The following is a 19,825-nucleotide window of genomic DNA, read 5'->3' as shown; positions in this document are numbered from 1 at the left end:
GCCTCATGAAAAAGGCCGGTGAGGGGAGCCCTCACCGGCCTTTTTCAGTACGGGTACGACGCTACTTGGCGCGCTTGAAGATCTTGTTGCCCAGCCACACGATCGGGTCGTACTTGCGATCGGCCACGCGCTCCTTCATCGGGATGAGCGCGTTGTCAGTGATCTTGATGTGCTCGGGGCAGACCTCGGTGCAGCACTTGGTGATGTTGCAGTAGCCCAGCCCGTGCTCCTCCTGGGCTGATTCCTGCCGGTCCGCCACGTCGTACGGGTGCATGTCGAGCTCCGCGATGCGCATGAGGAAGCGCGGCCCGGCGAAGGCGGGCTTGTTCTCCTCGTGGTCGCGGATGACGTGGCAGATGTTGTTGCACATGAAGCATTCGATGCACTTGCGGAACTCCTGGGACCGCTCGACGTCGACCTGCTTCATCCGGTATTCGCCCGGCCGCACACCCTCCGGCGGGGTGAAGGACGGGATTTCGCGTGCTTTTTCGTAGTTGAACGAGACGTCGGTGACGAGGTCCTTGATGACGGGGAACGTACGCATCGGCGTGACGGTGATCGTCTCGTCCTCGGTGAAGGTGGACATCCGCGTCATGCAGCCCAGCCGGGGCTTGCCGTTGATCTCCATCGAGCAGGAGCCGCACTTGCCAGCCTTGCAGTTCCAGCGGACCGCCAGGTCCGGCGCCTGCGTGGCCTGCAGACGGTGGATGATGTCGAGGACGACCTCGCCCTCGTTCACCTCGACGGTGAAGTCCTCGAGCTTGCCCTCACCGCCCTCACCGCGCCATACCTTGAACTTTGCCTTGTAGCTCATGACTTTGCGATCCCGTCGAACTCGGTCATCTCTTCGTCGGTGAGGTATTTCGCCAGCTCGTCCCGGTCGAACAGCTTGATCAGGTGGTCGGCCATCGTAGGCTGCACCTTCTCCTCGACCGAGACGGACGAGCCGTCCTCCGTCGAGCAGACGAGCAGCTTGCGGCGCCAGGCCGGGTTCATGCCGGGGAAGTCGTCGCGGGTGTGCCCGCCGCGGCTCTCCTCGCGCAGCAGCGCGGCCCGCGCCACGCACTCCGAGACGAGGACCATGTTGCGCAGGTCGATCGCGAGGTGCCAGCCGGGGTTGTAGATCCGCGAGCCGGCCGCGCCGACCAGCTGCACGCGCTCCTTGAGCTTCTCCACGGCCTCCAGGGCCTCGGAGACCTCTTCGGCCTTGCGGATGATGCCGACGAGCTCGTTCATCGTCCGCTGGAGCTCGTGGTGCACCTCGTAGGGGTTCTCGCCGGAGCGGCCCAGCGGCGCCAGCGCCTCGGCGTGCGCCTCCTCCACGAGCTCCTGGGCCACCTGGGGCCTGGCGGGCAGGCCGTCGATGTACGCGGCCGCTCCGGCGCCCGCTCGGCGGCCGAAGACCAGCAGGTCGGACAGCGAGTTGCCGCCCAGGCGGTTGGAGCCGTGCATGCCGCCCGAGACCTCGCCCGCGGCGAAGAGCCCCGGCACGGCCGCCGCGCCGGTGTCGGCGTCGACCTCGACGCCGCCCATGATGTAGTGGCAGGTCGGGCCCACCTGCATGGGCTCGGCGGTGATGTCGACGTCGGCCAGCTCCTTGAACTGGTGGTGCATCGACGGCAGTCGCCGCTTGATCTCCTCGGCCGGCAGCCGGCTGGACACGTCGAGGAAGACACCGCCCTGGGGAGAGCCGCGCCCCGCCTTCACCTCGGAGTTGATCGCCCGGGCCACCTCGTCACGCGGCAGCAGCTCCGGGGGACGGCGGTTGTTGGCCTGGTCGGTGTACCAGCGGTCGCCCTCCTCCTCGCTGGTGGCGTACTTGTCCTTGAACACCTCGGGGATGTAGTTGAACATGAAGCGCTCGCCGTCGGAGTTGCGCAGCACGCCGCCGTCGCCGCGGACCGACTCGGTGACGAGGATGCCGCGCACGGACGGCGGCCAGACCATCCCCGTGGGGTGGAACTGGATGAACTCCATATTGATCAGCTTCGCGCCGGCCAGCAGGGCCAGGGCGTGGCCGTCACCGGTGTACTCCCAGGAGTTGGAAGTGACCACGTAGGACTTGCCGATGCCGCCGGTCGCGAGCACGACGGCGGGCGCATCGAAGACCACGAAATTTCCGGACTCGCGCCAGTAGCCGAAGCCACCCGAGATGCGGTCGCCGTCCTTGAGCAGGCGCGTGACCGTACATTCGGCGAAGACCTTGATGTAGGCCTCGTGATCGCCGTGCGTCTCGAAGTCCTCCTGCTGGAGCGCGACGACGCGCTGCTGCAGCGTGCGGATCAGCTCCAGCCCGGTGCGGTCGCCGACGTGGGCCAGCCGGGGGTACTCGTGCCCGCCGAAGTTACGCTGGCTGATCTTGCCGTCCTTGGTGCGGTCGAACAGCGCGCCCCACGCCTCCAGCTCCCAGACCCGGTCGGGGGCCTCCTTGGCGTGGAGTTCGGCCATCCGCCAGTTGTTCAGGAACTTGCCGCCCCGCATGGTGTCACGGAAGTGCACCATCCAGTTGTCGTCTGAGTTGACGTTGCCCATCGCGGCGGCGGCGCCGCCCTCGGCCATGACCGTGTGGGCCTTGCCGAACAGCGACTTGCAGACGATCGCCGTCCGCTTGCCCTGCTGCCGGGCCTCGATGGCGGCCCGCAGCCCGGCGCCGCCCGCGCCGATGACGACGACGTCGTATTCGTGACGCTCGATGTCCACAGAAATTGTCCTAACAGAAAGGGCCTTAAGCGAACGGGAAGGCGATGATGCCCTTGGCGACCAGGCGGACATAGAGGTCGGCGCCCATGACGGAGAACATCGAGGCCCACGCGAGTGGCTGGTGCTTGGCGTTGAGCTTGGAGACGAACGTCCAGGCCCGGTAGCGAAGCGGGTGCCGGGAGAAGTGGTTGAGCCGGCCCGCGGTGATGTGCCGGCACGAATGGCACGACAGCGTGTAGGCGACGATCAGGACGGCGTTGGCGATCAGGATCCACGAGCCCAGGCCGAGCGGCTTGTGGACGACCGCCAGGATCGCGTCGTAGCTCAGGATCGCGCCGATGACGATGGCCGCGTAGAAGAAGTACCGGTGGATGTTCTGCATGATCAGCGGGAAGCGCGTCTCACCGCTGTACTTGCCGTGCGGCTCCTGAACGGCGCACGCGGGCGGCGACAGCCAGAAGGACCGGTAGTAGGACTTTCGGTAGTAGTAGCAGGTCAGCCGGAACCCGCCGGGCAGGCCGAGGATCAGCAGACCGGGCGGCAGCGTGTACCAGTCACCGATCGGCGCCCAGCCGAACAGCCGCGCGCCCTCGGCACACGAGGTCGTCAGACACGGCGACGAGAACGGGGCGATGTACGGGTCGAGGTAGTAGCTGCCGTCGAAGATCGCCCACACGCCATAGACGAGGAAGGCACTGAGTGCCAGGAACGTCAGCAGCGGGGCCAGCCACCATCTGTCGGTGCGCAGCGTGCGCACCTTTATCTGCGCACGCTGCCTTCTGACAGGAGCATCGGGCGTCGTTTGGGTCATCGCGGACCTCTCCACCTCCCGCGGACCCTGCTCGCAGGGAATCCGGGTCGTTCGCTTGGCGCGTGCACGGCGGGGCAGGGCCTCCGCTCGCAGAGCGCTTTGGTGGGGGATACGTTACGACGACCGCCTCGGGATTTGTGAGGAGGGTCACTCACTTTTTCGATGACTCGCTGTGATTCCTGTCACGTACCCCTGTCACGTGGGCTGCCCTTTGCTCGGGAGCTTAACCACAGTCACGAAAAAATCATCTATTTGGCGGACAACTCGGATAAATTGCTCAAAATCTACCGGCTTGGAGACGTACGCATTCGCGTGCAGCCGATAGCTGTGCAGGATGTCCTCCTCCGCCTCCGAGGTCGTCAGGATCACCACGGGGATCGTGCGCAGCCCGGCGTCGGCCTTCACCTCGCTCAGCACCTCCAAGCCGCCCATCCGGGGCAGGTTCAGGTCGAGCAGGATGAGGTCCGGCGTCGGCGCGTCCTGGTAGCCGTCCTCCCGGCGCAGGAACGCCATCGCCTGCTCGCCGTCGTTGACCACGTGCAGGCGGTTGCGGACCTTGTTGAAGTCGAACGCCTCTTTGGTGAGGAGCACGTCACCCTGGTCGTCCTCGACCAGGAGCACCTCGATCGGCCGCCAGTCAGTCGCCATTTTCATCTCCAGCCGCGGGCAGCGTCCAGCGGAACGTCGCGCCCTTCCCCTCAGCCTTGCCCTCGCCATCCAGCCAGAGCTGGCCGCCGTGATACTCGACGATCTTGCGGCAGAGCGCGAGCCCGATGCCGGTCCCTGGATAGACGTCCCGTGGATGCAGGCGCTGGAAGATCAGGAAGATGCGGTCGGCGTACTTGGCCTCCACCCCGATCCCGTTGTCCGAGCAGCTGAACTCCCACATCCGCCCGGCCCGCTTGACGCCGATGTGCACCTGCGGCGGCAGGTCGGAGCGGAACTTGACGGCGTTCTCGATCAGGTTCTGGAAGAGCTGGGTGAGCTGGCCACGGTTTCCGACGACCTTGGGCAGGGCGTCGCGGGTGACGACCGTACCGGTGTCCTCGATCGCGGCCGACAGGTTGTCCAGGGCCGTGGTGAGCGCCGCGTCCGTGTCGGTGACCACCCGCTCGCCGGTGACCCGGCCCACCCTGGAGAAGTCGAGCAGGTCGTTGATGAGCAGTTGCATGCGCTTGGCGCCGTCGACCGCGTAGCGGATGTACTCCTTGGCCCGGTCGTCGAGCCGGTCGCCGTAGCGCTGCTCCAGCATCTGCGTGAAGCTGGCCACCTTGCGCAGCGGCTCCTGCAGGTCGTGACTGGCGACGTAGGCGAACTGCTCCAGCTCCCCGTTGGACCTGCGCAGCTCGTCGGACTGCTCCTCGGCCCGCCGCCAGGCCGACACGATGCGCGCGCGCATGGAGTCGACGTGGCTCGACAGCTCGGCCAGCTCCGCCGGCCGCGCCACACTCAGCCGGTGGTCGAAGTCGCCCGCCGCGACCTTGCGCACCTGGTCGGTCAGCTGGGCGATGGGCTTGAGTACGGCGTAGCGGATGATGAACAGCAGCCCGATCCCCACCGCGGCCAGCACGGCCAGCAGGACGACCAGGGCCACGTTCAGCCGGTCGAGCTGGACCGCGACGTCGGGCCGCAGACCCCGCTCCCGTACGTCGGCGACCAGCTTCATGATCAGCGTGGACCCCAGCACGAACACCACAGCGGTTACCACGCCGACGGCGAGAAACCAGCGGCCCACCGGGAGTCTGCCGACGCCCGTCGCCGGCTTCGGCGGGGGCAGCGGATGGATGCTCACTGCGACCTCCTGCTGACGCGCACCACGGCGAGGTCGTCGCTGAGCGTGCCCACGTGCCTGATGAGCCGGTCGAGATCGATCGAGCCGTGCTCGCGTACCAGGTCGACCAGGCCGTCCACGCCGAGCAGCTCCTTTTGCTCGCCCACCGCGGCCTCGATCAGGCCGTCGGTGTAGAGCATCATGGACCATTCCTCGCCCAGTGGCACGTCGAGGACGGTCCATTCGGCGTCGGAGAAGATGCCGAGCGGCGGCCCGGAGGGCGCGCCGGGGACCACGCCGACGACTCCGTCACGGACGAGGACGGGCGGCGGGTGTCCGACCACCCGCATCCTGGCGTTGCGCAAGTCGGGCGTGATGGTCGCCATGCACAGGGTGGTGAAGATCTCCGGGGCCTGGCGTTCGGCGCGCAGGACGGCGTCGAGCGTACGCAGCAGTCGCTCGCCGGTCTGCCCGGCGAGCACGAGCGTGCGCCAGGCGATGCGCAGCGCCACGCCGAGCGCGGCCTCGTCGGGACCGTGCCCGCAGACGTCGCCGACCACGACGTGCACCGCGCCGTCGGGCGTCTGCACGGTGTCGAAGAAGTCGCCGGCCAGCAGCGACCCCTGGCTGCCCGGCAGGTAGCGGGTGGTGTGCTCCAGCGCGTCGGTGCGCAGCAGGGCGACGGGCAGCAGGCCGCTCTCCAGCCGGGCGTTCTCCTTGGCCGTCAGCTCGGCCGCGACCAGCCTGAGCTGCGCCAGATCGGCCCGCTTGCGCTCCATGGCGTAGCGGATGGCCCTGGCCAGCAGCCGCGCGTCGACGTCCTGCTTGACGAGGTAGTCCTGCGCTCCGGCCTGGACCGCGGCGACCCCCACGTGGGCGTCGCGCAGCCCGGTGAGCACCAGTACGGCCGCGTGCGGCGCCGCCCCCAGCACCTGCTCCAGCGCCTCCAGACCGGTGGCGTCGGGGAGTGTGAGGTCGACGAGTACGCACTGGATCCGGGAGTCGAGCTTGGCCTTGCCCTCGGCCAGGCTGCGTACCCAGGTGATGCGCGGCGGTGCCTCGGCCTGCTTCAGGAGCTCCTCGACGAGGAACGCGTCACCGGCGTCGTCCTCGATGAGGAGCAGCGTCAGCGTTTCGTTGAGAGTTGCCGTCACACGCGCCTCTTCATAGAAGTCGGGCTGTTGGGGATTATTCTGCGATGAGCTCTACCCCTTGCGGAAGCGTGTGCTCATGTCCGGCTTCGACGACGAAGGAGAGCAGGGTCGTACGGAAGGCCTGCGCCGCCCTGGTCGGCTCCACGTCCTTGCGGTGGGCCAGCGCGATGGTGCGGCTCAGTCCCGGTGGCGCCAGGGGAGTGCCGGTCAGCCCCGGCCGCCCGTCGAGCACCATGGACGGCACCACGGCCAGCCCCAGCCCCGCCTCCACGAACCGCAGGACGGCGTCCATCTCGCCGCCCTCCACCGCGAACCTGGGCTCGAACCCGGCCTGGCGGCAGGCCGCCAGCGTCGCCTCGCGCAGGTCGTAGCCGCGCCTGAACATCACCATCCCCCGGCCGCGCAGATCCTCCATGCGCAGGTACGGCTTGCGTTCCGGCTGGTGAGAGGGCGTCACCACGACCAGGTTCTCGCGCAGGATCTCCTCGGTCACCAGGGACGGGTCGTCGCCCTGCAGCGGCGTGATGATGAGGGACAGGTCGAGCTGCCCGCGGGCCAGCGCCCTGACCAGGTCGCGTGAGCCGTCCTCCTCGACCAGCAGCTCGATGCCCGGATAGGCGAGGTGGAAGCGGGCCAGGGCGTCGGCCAGCAGCCCGGCGCACAGTGACGGGGTGGCGCCGAGCCGGACCCGGCCCCTGCGCAGTCCGGCGAGCTCGGCCACCTCCTGCCGGGCGGTGCCGGCATCGGCCAGCATCCGGCGGGCGAGTGGCAGCAGCGCCTCTCCCGCCGGGGTCAGGGTGACGTTGCCGCGCGCCCTGGAGAACAGCGGGGCGCCGAGGTCGCTCTCCAATGCCTTGATCTGCTTGCTGAGTGACGGCTGGGCGACCCGCATCCGCTCGGCGGCCTGGGTGAAGTGCCTGGTCTCCGCGACAGCGACGAAGTAGGCGAGCTGTTGCAGCTGCATGTGATTTTCCTCGCACCGGCTCGTGGGATTTCCTTACGCCGGCCGTACAAACCAAGCATCATAGCCGAAGGCTATGGAAACCAGGCCCGTCATGACTTGGACGGATCATGGCTGGATATCTAGCGTCGGAACACGTGACAGCCACGATTGAGCGAGGCGCCGCTACCGCGCCAGTCTTGAAGCCCACGCCGAAAAAGCCGACCCCCAGCGGAAAGCGCGGCGGATTCCTGCGCTCGTCCAACGGCAAGAAGGCCATCATGGCCGTCACGGGCGCCGCGATGGTGCTCTTCTTGATCCTCCACATGCTGGGCAACCTCAAGATCTTCCTCGGCAAGGACTCCTTCAACGAGTACGCCGAGGCGCTCCGCACGCTGCTGGAGCCGCTCGCGCCGTACCGGACGGTGCTGACGCTCCTGGAGGCCGGCCTCGTCGTCGCGGTGGTCCTGCACATGTGGGCCGCGATCTCGCTGGCGCGGCGAGCCCGTCAGGCTCGGCCGGTGAAGTACGTGGCCAAGAAGTCGCAGGCCAAGGGCTACACCACGCACATCATGCGGTGGGGCGGCGTCACGATCCTGCTCTTCCTGGTCTGGCACCTGCTCGACCTGAGCTTCGGCGTGGTCAACCCCAAGGGGTACGACGCCGCGCCGGCCGACCGGCTGATCGCCGGGTTCGACCTGTCGCGCTGGTGGGTCACGCTCTTCTACGTCGTGGCCGTCGTCATGGTCGGCCTGCACCTGCGGCACGGCATCTGGAGCATGTTCCAGACCCTCGGCTGGGCCACCCGTTTCAAGGCCCTTCGCCCGGTCGCGGCGCTGGTGTCCGCGGTCCTGGTCATCGGCTTCCTCGCGCCGCCGCTCGCCGTCACGTTCGGAGTGATCAAGTGAAGTACACCGAAGGCCCGGAGATCCAGGACGCCAAGGCGCCCGCCGGCCCCATCGAGGAGCGGTGGGAGAAGCGGAAGTTCGCCGCCAAGCTCGTCAACCCGGCCAACAAGCGCAAGCTCAACGTGATCGTGGTCGGCACCGGCCTGGCGGGCGGTTCCGCCGCCGCGACGCTGGGGGAGCTGGGCTACAACGTCAAGTCGTTCTGCTATCAGGACACGCCGCGTCGCGCGCACTCCATCGCCGCGCAGGGCGGGATCAACGCCGCGAAGAACTACCGCGGCGACGGTGACTCGATTTATCGCCTTTTCTACGACACGGTAAAGGGCGGTGACTTCCGGGCCCGCGAGTCGAACGTCTACCGTCTCGCCCAGGTCTCCGTGAACATCATCGACCAGGCGGTCGCCCAGGGCGTCCCGTTCGCCCGCGAGTACGGCGGGCTGCTGGACACCCGCTCGTTCGGCGGCGCGCAGGTGTCGCGTACGTTCTACGCGCGCGGCCAGACGGGCCAGCAACTGCTGCTCGGCGCCTACCAGGCCCTGGAGCGGCAGATCGCGGCCGGGACCGTGGAGATGTTCACCCGGCACGAGATGCTCGACGTGATCGTCGACGACGGCCGGGCGCGCGGGATCATCGTCCGCGACATGGTCACCGGGGAGATCGAGCGGCACGTGGCCGATGCCGTCGTGCTGGCCTCCGGCGGCTACGGGAACGTGTTCTTCCTGTCCACGAACGCCAAGGGCTGCAACACCACGGCGATCTGGCGGGCACACGAGCGCGGCGCGTACTTCGCCAACCCCTGCTACACCCAGATCCACCCGACCTGCATCCCGGTGTCGGGCGAGTACCAGTCGAAGCTGACGCTGATGTCGGAGTCGCTGCGCAACGACGGCCGCGTGTGGGTGCCGCTCGTCGGCGGTGACTCCCGGGCGCCCGGCGACATTCCTGAGGACGAACGCGATTACTACCTGGAGCGGATTTATCCGGCTTTCGGGAACCTCGTCCCCCGGGACATCGCCTCCCGCGCCGCCAAGAACGTCTGCGACGAGGGCCGCGGCGTCGGACCCGGCGGGCTCGGGGTCTACCTGGACTTCGCCGACGCGATCAACCGTCTCGGCCGGGACGCCGTGGAGAAGAAGTACGGCAACCTCTTCGAGATGTACGAGCGCATCACGGGCGAGAACCCCTACGAGGCGCCGATGCGCATCTACCCGGCCGTTCATTACACCATGGGCGGCCTGTGGGTGGACTACGACCTGCAGTCCACGATCCCCGGCCTGTTCGTGATCGGCGAGGCCAACTTCTCCGACCACGGCGCCAACCGCCTCGGTGCCTCGGCGCTGATGCAGGGCCTGGCCGACGGCTACTTCGTGCTGCCCACCACGCTCGGCGACTACCTGGCGGCCGGGCCGTTCGGAGAGGTCTCCGAGGACGCCGTGGCCGAGGCCGAGATCAAGGTACGTACCAAGATCGACCGGCTGCTCGCGGTGAACGGCACGCGCACCCCCGACTCCTTCCACCGCGAGCTGGGCAAGCTCATGTGGGATTACTGCGGCATGGAGCGCACCGAGGAGTCGCTGCGCAAGGCGCTGGAACGCATCCCGGAGCTGCGCGAGGAGTTCTGGCGGGACGTCAAGGTCTCGGGCACCGCCGAGGAGCTGAACCAGGTCCTGGAGAAGGCCGGGCGGGTCGCGGACTTCTTCGACCTGGCCGAGCTCATGTGCCTGGACGCGCTGATCCGCACCGAGTCGTGCGGCGGCCACTTCCGCGCCGAGTCGCAGGACGCCGACGGCGAGGCCCTGCGCGATGACGAGCACTTCGCACACGTGTCGGCCTGGGAGTTCTCCGGGGACGGACCGGTGCTGCACAAGGAAACGCTCGAGTACGAGTACGTCAAGATGACCCAGCGGAGCTACAAGTGAACTTGACTTTGAAGGTCTGGCGCCAGAGCGGCCCGTCAGCTCCCGGCAAGATGACTACTTATCGGGTCGAAGACGTCTCCCCGGACATGTCCTTCCTGGAGATGCTCGACGTACTCAACGAGCGCCTCATCCTCTCGGGCGACGACCCGGTGGCCTTCGACCACGACTGCCGCGAGGGCATCTGCGGCATGTGCGGCATGGTCATCAACGGCGTGGCGCACGGCGAGCAGCGCGCCACCACCACCTGCCAGCTCCACATGCGCCACTTCGAGGACGGCGCCACCATCACCATCGAGCCGTGGCGCGCGGCACCGTTCCCGGTGGTGAAGGACCTGGTGGTGGACCGGTCGGCGTTCGACCGCATCATCCAGGCGGGCGGTTTCGTCTCGGTCCCGGCGGGGTCGGCGCCCGACGCCCACAGCATCCCGGTACGCAAGGAGGACGCCGACGACGCCTTCGACGCCGCCACCTGCATCGGGTGCGGGGCCTGCGTGGCGGCCTGCCCGAACGGGTCGGCGTCGCTCTTCACAGCCGCCAAGATCACCCACCTCTCGCTGCTTCCCCAGGGCCAGCCGGAGCGGCTGACGCGGGCCAAGGCGATGGTGGACCAGATGGACGCGGAGGGGTTCGGGGGGTGCACGAACACGGGTGAGTGCACCGCTGTGTGTCCCAAGGGGATCCCTCTGGACACGATCGCGCAGATGAACAGCGACTACCTCAAGGCGAACGCCAAGTAGAGGGCTGCGGGCCGTACTACTTGTTTTTGTACGGCCCGCCCGCCTGTGCGTGTTGACGCCGTCAAGGTGCGTCGGCCACCACCATGAACAGCGGGCAACTGACCAGGAAGGGCCCGGAGCCGAGGTCGGCGGAGTCGTCCAGGTAGCCCGCCTGCACAGCCCTGGAGAGGGTGCGGCGCAGGCCGAAGAGCTGCTCGGCCGTCTCCAGGTCCCGGATCACCGGGCTGAACGCCGTCGCCGTCCGTACGCGCCCGGTCGACGGTGCCGTCGTCGAGTGGCATCGCGTGGGCGTCGCCGACGCGGATCTCCACGTTGGTACGGTCGGCCAGCCGTAGCCGGGCCTGGTCCGCCATGGCCGGGTCGTGGTCGAGGCCGATCACCGTACCCGAAGAGGTCACGCCGTCGGAGAGGTCGGCCAGGTCGGTGCCGGGGCCGCAGCCTATGTCGAGCACGGTCTGGCCGGGCCGCAGGTCCATCATGGTCAGCAGGTCCCGCTTGTACGCGCGGCCGGGGGCGCTGGCGGCTAGTTGGTCCAAGTACGCGACGGTCGTCATGACCATCAGCCAAGCAGGTCGGTGTGCGGTTTCCGGGGAGAGCGTGTCAAGATCCGGTGCACGGGCGTTCACGCTCTCAGAGTGTCGATCGGGTTGCCGCCGAATCGGTCGGAGAGCGCGACGGTCTGTTCGAGGTGGGCGAAGGCGCCCTCCGGATGCCGGTGGACCTCATCGAGGAAGCTGTTTCGCATGCTCGATGCGAAATCGAGCCGCGGATAGGCCGCCAAGATGCCGGCGAGATCATCGGACGCGAGCCCTTCCCAGCCGAGTCCGGCGACGTCGACGGTCGCCCCCGCCTGGACCAACCGGAACACGGGCAACTGCTCGGCCACGAGGTTGGTGTGCCGCAGGATCGCCTCCTCGACCAGGTGGATGCGCTCCAGGTCCCATCCGCGCCCTTCGAGGAAGCGGCACGCGAGATCGGCGCCGACGCGTCCGAACTCGCTCTCGGCGGCGTAGGTGTCGGTGAGGCCGAGGTCGTGGATCATCGCCGCGACGAAGGCCGCCTCCTCGTCGACTTCGGGCTCGGAAACGATGCACCGTCCGAAGAGGTACGTGCGGTAACTGTGATTGAGCAGGTAAGCGGGTGCTGCCTCGGCGGCGAGGTCGGCGGCCGCCCGGGTCGTGGGGGTTTGAGGAAACGCGGGGATCATTCGGATGGGTCCGTTCGTCAGAGGAATCGAACGAGCACCATCGTCGGCGGGCGCGACCGATGGCCGCAAGGACGTTGGTATGTCATATTCGGACACGGCCGCGTCGCCGGGCCATGGCCGCGTCGCCGGGCCACGGTCGTGTCGCTGGGCCACGGCCGGATGTGACATGTTCTTGTCACCACGGACATCCCGGTGATCCTGCAGACTTGGCGCCATGACCCCTCACCTCGTCGTGGTCGCCGTGTTCGACGGCGTCGAGCTTCTTGACGTCGCCGGACCGCTCGAGGTGTTCTCCACCGCTGATCGCCTGCTGAACAAGGACGTCCCCGGCTACAAGACACTGGTCGCCGGGCCCCAGCCTGGGCTCGTGCGCTGTGCCGGAGGCACCTCGATCGCCGCCGACGTCTCCTGGAAGGAACTGCCTCGCGAGATCGGGACTCTCGTCGTGCCTGGCGGCCTGGCATTCGATGAGAGTGGGGTCAAGGCGCTGGAGGCAGAGTCGCTTGTCCAGTGGTTGGCGGCCTCCGGCGCTCACGGCGCGTCCCGAGTAGCCTCGGTCTGCGCGGGAGCGCACATGCTGGCCGCCGCCGGATTGCTCGACGGGCGGCGGGCGACGACGCACTGGGCGACGGCGGGTCAGCTCGCCGCCGACCACCCCGAGGTGACCGTCGAGCCTGACGCGATCTACGTGCGTGACGAGCACATCTGGACGTCGGCCGGCGTGTCCACGGGGATAGACCTCGCGCTCGCCCTGGTCGCCCACGACCACAATGACGAGTTGGCCCGTCGTGTCGCCCGATGGCTCGTCATGTACATGCGGCGACCGGGTGGTCAGAGCCAGTTCAGCGAGCTTCTGGCGTACTCCTCGGCCACTGACGCGCAGATCGCCCGGCTGCAGGCGTGGATTCCGGATCACCTCACCGAGGACCTGTCCAACGACGCGCTCGCGCTCCGGACGAACCTCAGCGTCCGGCACTTCTCGCGAGTCTTCCGTCAGCAGGTCGGGGTGACGCCCGCGCAGTATGTGGAGTCGGTCCGCGTCGACGCCGTCGCGCGGCAACTCGTCCACACCGGCAACGGGCTCAGAGCCATCGCGAACGCGGTCGGGCTCGGCTCGGTCGAGACGCTCCACCGGCTGTTCAAACAACGCTTCGGCGTCACGCCGGCGGCCTATCGGGAGCGTTTCACCACCCGAGGAGGATGACCCAAGTCCGCAGGGGGTTTTCTCCTGGTCATGGCGTAGTGGCTAGCTCCAGGTCACAGGCGTCGGCCGATGGTGAGGCCGACCGACCAGTGGCGGACGAGTCGTCCGTCCGGGCGTGCGGCGAGGAGGCGGCGTATCTCACGGTAGAGGTGTTCCCGCTTGGCCGGGTCCATGGCGATGTGGCCGGAGAACGTGTCGAGCAGCGCGATGTATTCGTCTACCGTGTAGCGCAATGCCCATACGTAGAGTCTTGTTCCGACCACTGTGAAGTGTCCGGAGGCATCGCACTCGGTGGCGATGGGGTCGGGCTGGTTCTCAGGCAGTGGCGGCGGCCACGGGCTGCCATCACCTTCGGCGATCTCGTCATAGACCTTCTGGATCTCGGTGAAGAACGGGTCGAAATCTGCCGGGAACGCGTGGTCGGCGTTCCACACGGCCAAATGGCCGCCCGGGGCGAGCAGCTCGGCTGCTTTCGCGTACTTGACCGCCGGGTCCACCCATTTCCACGCCGTGGCCGCGTACACGAGATCGAAGCGGACTCCTGTCGGCGGCTCCCAGTCTTCGAATGACGACGTGATCACGGAAACGTCGGCGAATTCGGCGAGGCGGTGCCGTGCCTCCGCCGCCAGAGCTTCGCCGAGTTCGACCGCGGTGATCCGGAAGCCCATCCGCGCCAATGGCAGCGTGGCTTTCCCCGGACCGCATCCGACTTCGAGCAGGTGCGCGGGTGGCGTGATCGCCGTGATCGCCAGCAGGTCGGAATACAGCTCGGCCGGGTAGTCGGGGCGGGCGTCCTGATAGGAGTCAGCGGCCCTGTCGAAGGTGGCTCGCATCAGCCGAAGATCGCGGGACATTCTCCAATGCTGACAGTGCGGCGACACAGCTGCCATCTTCAAGGCCCACGGCCGGAGCGTCCTGAGACCATTCGAGGTCGCGGAGGTCGGCGACGTGTCCGGCCGCCGTTTGGCGCACCTGCAGTGCCACCTCGGCCTGGACACGCTCTCCTGGGCCAGGCTCGGCGCCGAGGTGACCGGGCTCGACTTCTCCGACGCCGCCATCGAGCAGGCCAGGGCCATCGCCGCCGACTGCGGCCTGCCGGCGAGGTTCGTCACCGCCGACGTGTACGACGCGGTCGAGGCGCTCGGCGAGACCTACGACATCGTCTACACCGGCCTCGGTGCCCTGGTGTGGCTGCCCGAGCTCACCCGCTGGGCGGAGGCGGTCGCCGCGCTGCTGGAACCGGGCGGATTCCTCTACCTCGCGGAATTCCACCCCTTTCCCCAAGTCCTTGATGAGGAGACCGGTACGACGATCGCCTACGACTACTTCGACCGGGGTCCGCACGTCTGGGAGGAGCCGTACACCTACACCGGTGGCCGGCTGATCGAGTCCCACACCTCCGTGCAGTTCCAGCACAGCATCGGCGACGTCGTCAGCGCGGTGGCGGCGGCGGGCCTGCGGGTGGAGTTTCTGCACGAGTACGACCACACCCTCTTCCGCCGCTTCGCCACGATGTCCGGCGACCACACCGGCTACCGCCTGCCGGAGGGCGCGCCCAGGGTCCCGCTCATGTACTCCCTGCGAGCGTCAGCCGGTGGTGCGCCTCCTCCGGCCGCCCCAGCGATGTGATCCCGAATCGCTCGCAGAACCGTCGCGCCTGCGGCTTGTCGGCCGGCACTGCAGCCCCATCTCGGCGCATCCCAGATGCTGTCTTCGGCCGGCGCGGCAAGGAGCGTCTTCAACGCTCCCGTCGGCGAAGGTAATCGGTTATCCGCAAGATGGGTCCGGACGTCGCAAGGTTTGCGCGGTGATTGTCAGACTCGTTCAGTACCATCCGCGGGATGGAGATACCTTTTGTCCGACTTGAGCCCTGGTCGCAGGGCGACCTTGGGTTGCTGCGCCGCCTCAACGCTCCCGAGATGACCGAGCACCTGGGCGGTCCCGAGACCGAGGAAGAGGTGGTCGGGCGGCACGAGCGCTACCTCAAGCTGGATGATCCGGGACTGGGCGCCATGTTCAGCGTGGTCGTCGAGCCTGAGCTGGAGACGGTCGGCTCGATCGGCTTCTGGGAGCGGGAATGGCAGGGTGAGACCGTTTATGAGACGGGATGGGGGATCTTGCCGGAGTTTCAGGGGCGGGGCATCGCGACGGCGGCCGCCATCGCCATCGCGACCAAGGCTCGGGCGGAGGGCAGGCACCGGCACCTGCACGCCTACCCATCGGTGGAACATCCGGCGTCCAACGCGATCTGCCGCAAGGCCGGGTTCACCTTCGTCGGGGAGGTCGACTTCGAGTACCCGGTCGGTCATCCGATGCGCTGCAACGACTGGCGGCTGAGCTTGCTCTGACCGGCCGCTGGCCGCCTGCCACCTTCCGAAGTCGTGTGCGTGGATGTCCCGGGCTTTCGGGGATCTAGGCAGAGGACGGTGAAGCACCGGATTGTCCAGAGTTCTCTGCGCTCCCGTGCGTCTTGTTCCGTACTCGTGTGCGCGACGGTGAGGTCCTGGCACTCCACGTACGCGTCCACCGTACGCGCCGACACCCCCAGCACCCGGGCGATCTCGGCGTTGGTCAGCCCTTCCGCGATCAGCGCCGCGACCTGCATCTCGCGATCGGTGAGCGTGACACCGATCGGCACCCGGCCGATCTGATCGTGCAGAAACGCCAGAATCGCCGCGGCCGCGATGTCGCCGCCCTCGGCGTAGATGGGCTGCAGCCGCCCTTCCAGCGTGGCGAGTTGCGCGCCGGGGATCAACGCGGCCAACTCCCGGCCCAGCTCGAAACGCACCGCCCGGCCACCTCGGCGGTGCAGCACCAGCGTGGGCACCCGGATCTGCGGCAGCTCACTCTCGACCTCGATCCCGTAGAACATCTCCAGCAGGTCCGCCGCGGTGTCGGCCGTGGCTGCAGCCCGCTGCAGCCGGACGAAGTCGGTGACCACGTCGGCCGACGCGTGGGGGAACCAGATGTCGGCCAAGACACGGGAGCCGAGCCCCCAGTGCGCCCGTACCAGCGACAACACCGACCGGCGGACCTCCTGCGGTGCCAGGTCGTATCCCCGCGCGCAGCTCCCGTAGATCAGCAGCGCGCTGACGGCGTCCGGATTGCGCGCGGCGAACGCCGCCGCCACCTGCCCACCGTCACACGACCCGAGCAGCACGTACCGCCTGAGCCCTAAATGCCCGACCAGCGCGCCCAGGACCTCCAGCTCCGAGTCCAGCGAGAACACCTGCCGCCCGCGGTCCGACAGCCCACAGCCGGGTTTGTCGAACCGTACGACGGTGTAGCGGCGGGCCAGCGTCTCGACGAACCGCCGATGCGTGACCACCTCCCACAGCACACCCAGATGCGACACCCAGCCAGGCAGGAACACCAGTGGCGGCCCGCTGCCCACCACCGAGTACGCCACCCGGCCATGCGGCGTGGCCGCGAACCTGACCACCTGTTTCACCGAAACCCCCTCCACCGCGGACCTGAGCCCGCACCTCCCCCTCCAACCAAGTAGACCTCTCCGAGGCACTATCCGGCCTCATCACGATCGATGAACCCGTACGGCTCAGCGAGGCCGTCCGGCGGGGCAGAACAGCGCCCATGACCAGTGGTGATGCCCGCCAGGAGCGTGGATCAGAGACAGTGAGGCGGCTTGCCTCACCGCTGCTCGTTGCCTTGCCGCCGCCCGGTCTCGCGCGCCGCGGCGCTCTCGCGCGGGTTGTCCACCCGCAGCCCCTCCGGGCCGGGCTCGGTGTGGTGCTCAGTGGTGTAGAAGCGCACCTCGTGCCCGTCGGGGTCGTGCAGGTGCGGCAGGATCCAGCCGATCGTGGCCTCGTGCACCCCCGCGTGGGCGTCGCCGCGCGCGGTCAGGCGCGCGGCGAGCTCCTCGAGGGCGGCTTTTCCTGGCACGCCGATGGCGAAGTAGTCGAACCCGGCGGCGGCCTTGGCCCGGTCCGGGTCCAGGCGCAATGCCAGCATCGGGCCGCCGCGTGGATGGTCGAGGGCGTAGCCCATGAGCACCCCCTGCTCGGTGAACTCGATGCCGATCTCGTAGCCGAGCCGGGACCGATACCAATGCAAGGAACGTTCCAGATCGCTGACCGGGAGCTTGAGGTGGTGCACTCCATCGAGTGCTGGGATGTTCGACATGATCCCCCCATTGCAGTCTCGCTGCATTGATGCAGTTATACTGCACTGCATGTCGGACCCCGTCAAGCGCGATCTGCGCGCCGCCCGCGTCGCCGAGACCGAGGACAAGATCCTGACCGCCGCCACCACGCTGTTCCTCCGCAACGGGTATGCCGCCACGACCCTGACCGCCGTCGCCGAGCTGGCCCAGGTGGGCGAGCGCACCGTCTACGTGCGCTTCGGCACCAAGGCCGCGCTCCTGAAACGCTGCGTCGACGTCGCCTTCGCCGGCGACACCGCCCCCGTCGACATCACCGGCCGCGATTGGTACACCCGCGCCGGCACCGCCCCCACCGCCGAGCAGCGCATCGCCGCCCTGGCCGGCGGCTGCCGCCAGATGAACGAACGCGCCGGCGGCCTGCTGGCCGTCGCCCTGCAGGCCGCCGCCGCCGAACCGGACCTGGCCGCCGCCTCCCAGGCCGGCCGCCAGGCCACCCGCGACAACATGCGCGCCTTCTGGGCCAAGATGGCCCACGACGCCCTCCTGCCCGCCGGCCATGACCTGGATTGGTTGACCGACACCACCGCCGTCCTGGTGCACGCCGAGACGTACCTGCTGGCCCGCCAGATGATCGGCTGGGACGCCGACGCCTACGAACGCTGGCTCACCATTACCCTCACCCGCCTGCTCGCCACCGGGCCAGCGACCACCTCCGCCGCCCCGCCACAGTGACGGCGTCTGCGACTGCGGGAGGAGCAGTCACGCACGCCCTGCCGGCGGGCAAACCACTTCGCGCATCTGTGCACTCGACTTCGGAAACCGACACCGCCGTTGCGCTGCGACGACTGGCGACCGCGCTTGCTCGGACCGGTCGCCCGCCGACCTTGCGCTGCGACGACCGGCGACGGCCATCGCTCTGACGGGCTGCCCGCCGCCCTGATGCCCGCCCGCATCGGCGTCAGGCGGCGCCGGTCCAGGAGGCGGTGATGTCGAGGCGCTCGCGCCACAGTTTCTCGCCGTCGCCGCCCGGCTCCCACCGGCCGGTGAAGTCGAGCAGGGCACGGCAGCGCGCCACCATGGCCGCGTGACGGTCCGGCCAGGACGGCACTGGGCCGCCGTACGCGTCGAAGAAGGACGGCAGGAGCGGTACGTGCTCCGCGTGGTGCATGCGCACGATCCACTCGCACCACGCGAGGTCCTCGATCGGCTCGCCCGGGTGCGCCCACTCCCAGTCGAGGATCGCCGCCGTCTCGAACGTGGCCGGGTCGAACAGCAGGTTCTGCGGCCCGTAGTCGCCGTGCACGATCCCCAGCCGGTGGATGCGGGCCAGCGTCCGCCCGCATCCGGCGAGGACCTCGGTCACGCGGCCCTCGTCGAGCAGGTCCTGGCCGTGCGCCCCGCGTACGTAGCGAGTGGTCACACTCGTCGGGGTCACCCGGTGTACGGCGGGCACAGGCAGTCGCCCGCGCAGTCGGCGCAGGAACCTGCTCTCGGTCTTGAGACGGATCGCCGCGTCAGGACCTTCGTAACACTTGACGACCCATGTGTCGTCGCCGACCGTGCTGTTGGTGTACCCGTGCCTCACAAGGACCGATTCTGGCGTACCGGGAAGATCCCCGGAATCACCTGAGCCACCCTCGATACACGGTGTAAAACCGGGTCGGCGGTAGAATGGTGGGGAAACCGCAGGCACCGGGCGGCTGAACGGCAAAAGCCCGACGAAGTGTCAGCCTGATGCGAACATGCGTCCTGTAAAGCGCTTCGGCGTGTCCCCGCAGCGCGCTCCCTGCTACCTGCTTGGGGCCGGGCGCAAGGACAATCCGGCGGGAGCCGTCCGCCGGATGATCGGGTGCCGGACCGTCCCTGCCGGAGCGCCGTGGCCGGAGCGGTCGGACCGGTGGGGCTCGCCGTGGCACGCCAGTCGGATGATGGGCGGGAGCCGTCCGCCGGATAATCGAGCGCCGGACCGTCCCTGCAGGAGCGCCGTGGCCGGACCGGTCGGACCGGCGGGACTGCCGTGGCACGCCGACACGCCGCTTGCGGCAGGCGCGGGTCGAGCCGCCGATGCGCAGCCGCTGCATCCGGCGGTCGGCGCGCGGGCCGGCGCTCGGCGTGGCCGGAGCGGCTCCGCCAGAACGCCTTGGCGGAAGACCGGTGATGTCCTGCCCAGGGGTGGGTCAACGATCTCGTTGTGCGTTTCCTACGTGGGCGAACAGGGCTGAGCGGGTAAAACTACACCGCTCTGCGGGACGTCATCGGACGCCTTCGCCGGAAGTGTCGTGGCCGGAATCCCGATCTGGCAGGGGTCGGCGATCCAGGTCGGTGCGGTTCGTCGCGGGCAGGTCGTACGCGCA

Annotated in this window: 20 protein-coding genes and 1 pseudogene; 7 read left to right on the top strand and 14 right to left on the bottom strand. The window is 68.5% G+C overall.

Translation table 11 applies throughout. From position 1 onward, the window contains the following. Window positions 1-61: 61 nt before the first annotated feature. The 7 genes from ACIBO2_RS22345 to ACIBO2_RS22315 form a co-directional block, all read right to left on the bottom strand. Complete coding sequence (locus ACIBO2_RS22345) at window positions 62-814, bottom strand: succinate dehydrogenase/fumarate reductase iron-sulfur subunit (protein WP_225300743.1); 753 nt, start codon at window positions 812-814, stop codon at window positions 62-64. Next, a complete protein-coding gene (locus ACIBO2_RS22340; protein ID WP_358558109.1) occupies window positions 811-2,700 on the bottom strand; it encodes a fumarate reductase/succinate dehydrogenase flavoprotein subunit in 1,890 nt (629 codons plus the stop codon). Before ACIBO2_RS22340 ends, ACIBO2_RS22345 begins: the two co-directional genes overlap by 4 nt. Window positions 2,701-2,725: 25 nt before the next feature. Next, on the bottom strand, window positions 2,726-3,511 hold the full coding sequence (locus ACIBO2_RS22335; RefSeq protein WP_225300741.1) for a hypothetical protein: 786 nt from the start codon (window positions 3,509-3,511) through the stop codon (window positions 2,726-2,728). A gap of 195 nt (window positions 3,512-3,706) precedes the next feature. Then, window positions 3,707-4,159: a response regulator gene (locus ACIBO2_RS22330; protein WP_358558112.1), complete on the bottom strand. Its 453-nt coding sequence runs from the start codon at window positions 4,157-4,159 to the stop codon at window positions 3,707-3,709. Further along, entirely contained in the window at window positions 4,149-5,303 is a 1,155-nt protein-coding gene (locus ACIBO2_RS22325; protein ID WP_358558115.1) for an ATP-binding protein, read from the bottom strand. Before ACIBO2_RS22325 ends, ACIBO2_RS22330 begins: the two co-directional genes overlap by 11 nt. After that, a complete protein-coding gene (locus tag ACIBO2_RS22320; RefSeq protein WP_358558118.1) occupies window positions 5,300-6,436 on the bottom strand; it encodes a SpoIIE family protein phosphatase in 1,137 nt (378 codons plus the stop codon). Before ACIBO2_RS22320 ends, ACIBO2_RS22325 begins: the two co-directional genes overlap by 4 nt. A gap of 34 nt (window positions 6,437-6,470) precedes the next feature. Beyond that, the gene (locus ACIBO2_RS22315) at window positions 6,471-7,400 is read right to left on the bottom strand and encodes a LysR substrate-binding domain-containing protein (RefSeq protein ID WP_358558121.1); all 930 of its coding nucleotides are present in this window, start codon (window positions 7,398-7,400) and stop codon (window positions 6,471-6,473) included. Between the two features lie 176 nt (window positions 7,401-7,576). Here ACIBO2_RS22315 and ACIBO2_RS22310 point away from each other — a divergent pair, with 176 nt between their 5' ends. From ACIBO2_RS22310 to ACIBO2_RS22300, 3 genes are read left to right on the top strand one after another with little or no spacing between them, the layout of a single operon-like run. Next, window positions 7,577-8,284 (top strand): succinate dehydrogenase cytochrome b subunit, encoded by a 708-nt coding sequence (locus ACIBO2_RS22310; RefSeq protein ID WP_358558124.1) that lies wholly within the window; start codon window positions 7,577-7,579, stop codon window positions 8,282-8,284. Continuing rightward, the gene (locus tag ACIBO2_RS22305) at window positions 8,281-10,203 is read left to right on the top strand and encodes a fumarate reductase/succinate dehydrogenase flavoprotein subunit (RefSeq protein WP_397298809.1); all 1,923 of its coding nucleotides are present in this window, start codon (window positions 8,281-8,283) and stop codon (window positions 10,201-10,203) included. Before ACIBO2_RS22310 ends, ACIBO2_RS22305 begins: the two co-directional genes overlap by 4 nt. After that, window positions 10,200-10,940, top strand: coding sequence for a succinate dehydrogenase/fumarate reductase iron-sulfur subunit (locus ACIBO2_RS22300; protein ID WP_358558130.1), 741 nt, complete (start codon window positions 10,200-10,202; stop codon window positions 10,938-10,940). Before ACIBO2_RS22305 ends, ACIBO2_RS22300 begins: the two co-directional genes overlap by 4 nt. A 61-nt stretch (window positions 10,941-11,001) precedes the next feature. On the opposite strand, the gene ACIBO2_RS22295 is transcribed toward ACIBO2_RS22300, so the two are convergent. The 3 genes and pseudogenes from ACIBO2_RS22295 to ACIBO2_RS22285 all read right to left on the bottom strand — a co-directional run bounded on the left by ACIBO2_RS22295 (window position 11,002) and on the right by ACIBO2_RS22285 (window position 12,300). Then, window positions 11,002-11,160 (bottom strand): hypothetical protein, encoded by a 159-nt coding sequence (locus ACIBO2_RS22295; protein WP_397299908.1) that lies wholly within the window; start codon window positions 11,158-11,160, stop codon window positions 11,002-11,004. Window positions 11,161-11,203: 43 nt separating this feature from the next. After that, window positions 11,204-11,494: pseudogene (locus tag ACIBO2_RS22290) on the bottom strand (methyltransferase domain-containing protein); the annotation flags it as partial. A 68-nt stretch (window positions 11,495-11,562) separates the two neighbouring features. Next, window positions 11,563-12,300, bottom strand: coding sequence for an HD domain-containing protein (locus ACIBO2_RS22285; protein ID WP_397298805.1), 738 nt, complete (start codon window positions 12,298-12,300; stop codon window positions 11,563-11,565). A 61-nt stretch (window positions 12,301-12,361) separates the two neighbouring features. Between ACIBO2_RS22285 and ACIBO2_RS22280 the strand changes: the two genes are divergently transcribed. After that, window positions 12,362-13,351, top strand: coding sequence for a GlxA family transcriptional regulator (locus ACIBO2_RS22280; RefSeq protein WP_397298802.1), 990 nt, complete (start codon window positions 12,362-12,364; stop codon window positions 13,349-13,351). A gap of 53 nt (window positions 13,352-13,404) precedes the next feature. Here ACIBO2_RS22280 and ACIBO2_RS22275 read toward each other — a convergent pair whose 3' ends face one another. Beyond that, a complete protein-coding gene (locus ACIBO2_RS22275) occupies window positions 13,405-14,205 on the bottom strand; it encodes a class I SAM-dependent methyltransferase (protein WP_397298799.1) in 801 nt (266 codons plus the stop codon). Window positions 14,206-14,299: 94 nt separating this feature from the next. Between ACIBO2_RS22275 and ACIBO2_RS22270 the strand changes: the two genes are divergently transcribed. Continuing rightward, the gene (locus ACIBO2_RS22270; RefSeq protein ID WP_397298796.1) at window positions 14,300-14,980 is read left to right on the top strand and encodes a class I SAM-dependent methyltransferase; all 681 of its coding nucleotides are present in this window, start codon (window positions 14,300-14,302) and stop codon (window positions 14,978-14,980) included. A gap of 212 nt (window positions 14,981-15,192) precedes the next feature. Further along, on the top strand, window positions 15,193-15,699 hold the full coding sequence (locus tag ACIBO2_RS22265) for a GNAT family N-acetyltransferase (RefSeq protein WP_397298793.1): 507 nt from the start codon (window positions 15,193-15,195) through the stop codon (window positions 15,697-15,699). Here ACIBO2_RS22265 and ACIBO2_RS22260 read toward each other — a convergent pair. Then, on the bottom strand, window positions 15,657-16,802 hold the full coding sequence (locus ACIBO2_RS22260) for an alpha/beta fold hydrolase (RefSeq protein ID WP_397298790.1): 1,146 nt from the start codon (window positions 16,800-16,802) through the stop codon (window positions 15,657-15,659). The two genes, ACIBO2_RS22265 and ACIBO2_RS22260, sit on opposite strands and share 43 nt — an antisense overlap. Window positions 16,803-16,999: 197 nt before the next feature. Next, window positions 17,000-17,491, bottom strand: coding sequence for a VOC family protein (locus ACIBO2_RS22255; protein ID WP_358558154.1), 492 nt, complete (start codon window positions 17,489-17,491; stop codon window positions 17,000-17,002). A 49-nt stretch (window positions 17,492-17,540) separates the two neighbouring features. On the opposite strand from ACIBO2_RS22255, the gene ACIBO2_RS22250 reads away from it, so the two are divergent. Further along, on the top strand, window positions 17,541-18,203 hold the full coding sequence (locus ACIBO2_RS22250; protein WP_358558157.1) for a helix-turn-helix domain-containing protein: 663 nt from the start codon (window positions 17,541-17,543) through the stop codon (window positions 18,201-18,203). A gap of 226 nt (window positions 18,204-18,429) precedes the next feature. On the opposite strand, the gene ACIBO2_RS22245 is transcribed toward ACIBO2_RS22250, so the two are convergent. Then, on the bottom strand, window positions 18,430-19,056 hold the full coding sequence (locus ACIBO2_RS22245; protein WP_397298787.1) for a phosphotransferase: 627 nt from the start codon (window positions 19,054-19,056) through the stop codon (window positions 18,430-18,432). Window positions 19,057-19,825: the final 769 nt, after the last annotated feature.

The sequence above is a fragment of the Nonomuraea sp. NPDC050022 genome (assembly GCF_044460705.1).
Lineage (GTDB): Bacteria > Actinomycetota > Actinomycetes > Streptosporangiales > Streptosporangiaceae > Nonomuraea.
This window is presented reverse-complemented; position numbering and strand designations above follow the sequence as displayed.

Bases quoted from the DNA above. Each gene is read 5' to 3' on its own strand.
- ACIBO2_RS22345 (WP_225300743.1), bottom strand. From the start codon at position 814: ATGAGCTACAAGGCAAAGTTCAAGGTATGGCGCGGTGAGGGCGGTGAG.
- ACIBO2_RS22335 (WP_225300741.1), bottom strand. From the start codon at position 3,511: ATGACCCAAACGACGCCCGATGCTCCTGTCAGAAGGCAGCGTGCGCAG.
- ACIBO2_RS22330 (WP_358558112.1), bottom strand. From the start codon at position 4,159: ATGGCGACTGACTGGCGGCCGATCGAGGTGCTCCTGGTCGAGGACGAC.
- ACIBO2_RS22315 (WP_358558121.1), bottom strand. From the start codon at position 7,400: ATGCAGCTGCAACAGCTCGCCTACTTCGTCGCTGTCGCGGAGACCAGG.
- ACIBO2_RS22280 (WP_397298802.1), top strand. From the start codon at position 12,362: ATGACCCCTCACCTCGTCGTGGTCGCCGTGTTCGACGGCGTCGAGCTT.
- ACIBO2_RS22275 (WP_397298799.1), bottom strand. From the start codon at position 14,205: ATGTCCCGCGATCTTCGGCTGATGCGAGCCACCTTCGACAGGGCCGCT.
- ACIBO2_RS22265 (WP_397298793.1), top strand. From the start codon at position 15,193: ATGGAGATACCTTTTGTCCGACTTGAGCCCTGGTCGCAGGGCGACCTT.
- ACIBO2_RS22255 (WP_358558154.1), bottom strand. From the start codon at position 17,491: ATGTCGAACATCCCAGCACTCGATGGAGTGCACCACCTCAAGCTCCCG.
- ACIBO2_RS22250 (WP_358558157.1), top strand. From the start codon at position 17,541: ATGTCGGACCCCGTCAAGCGCGATCTGCGCGCCGCCCGCGTCGCCGAG.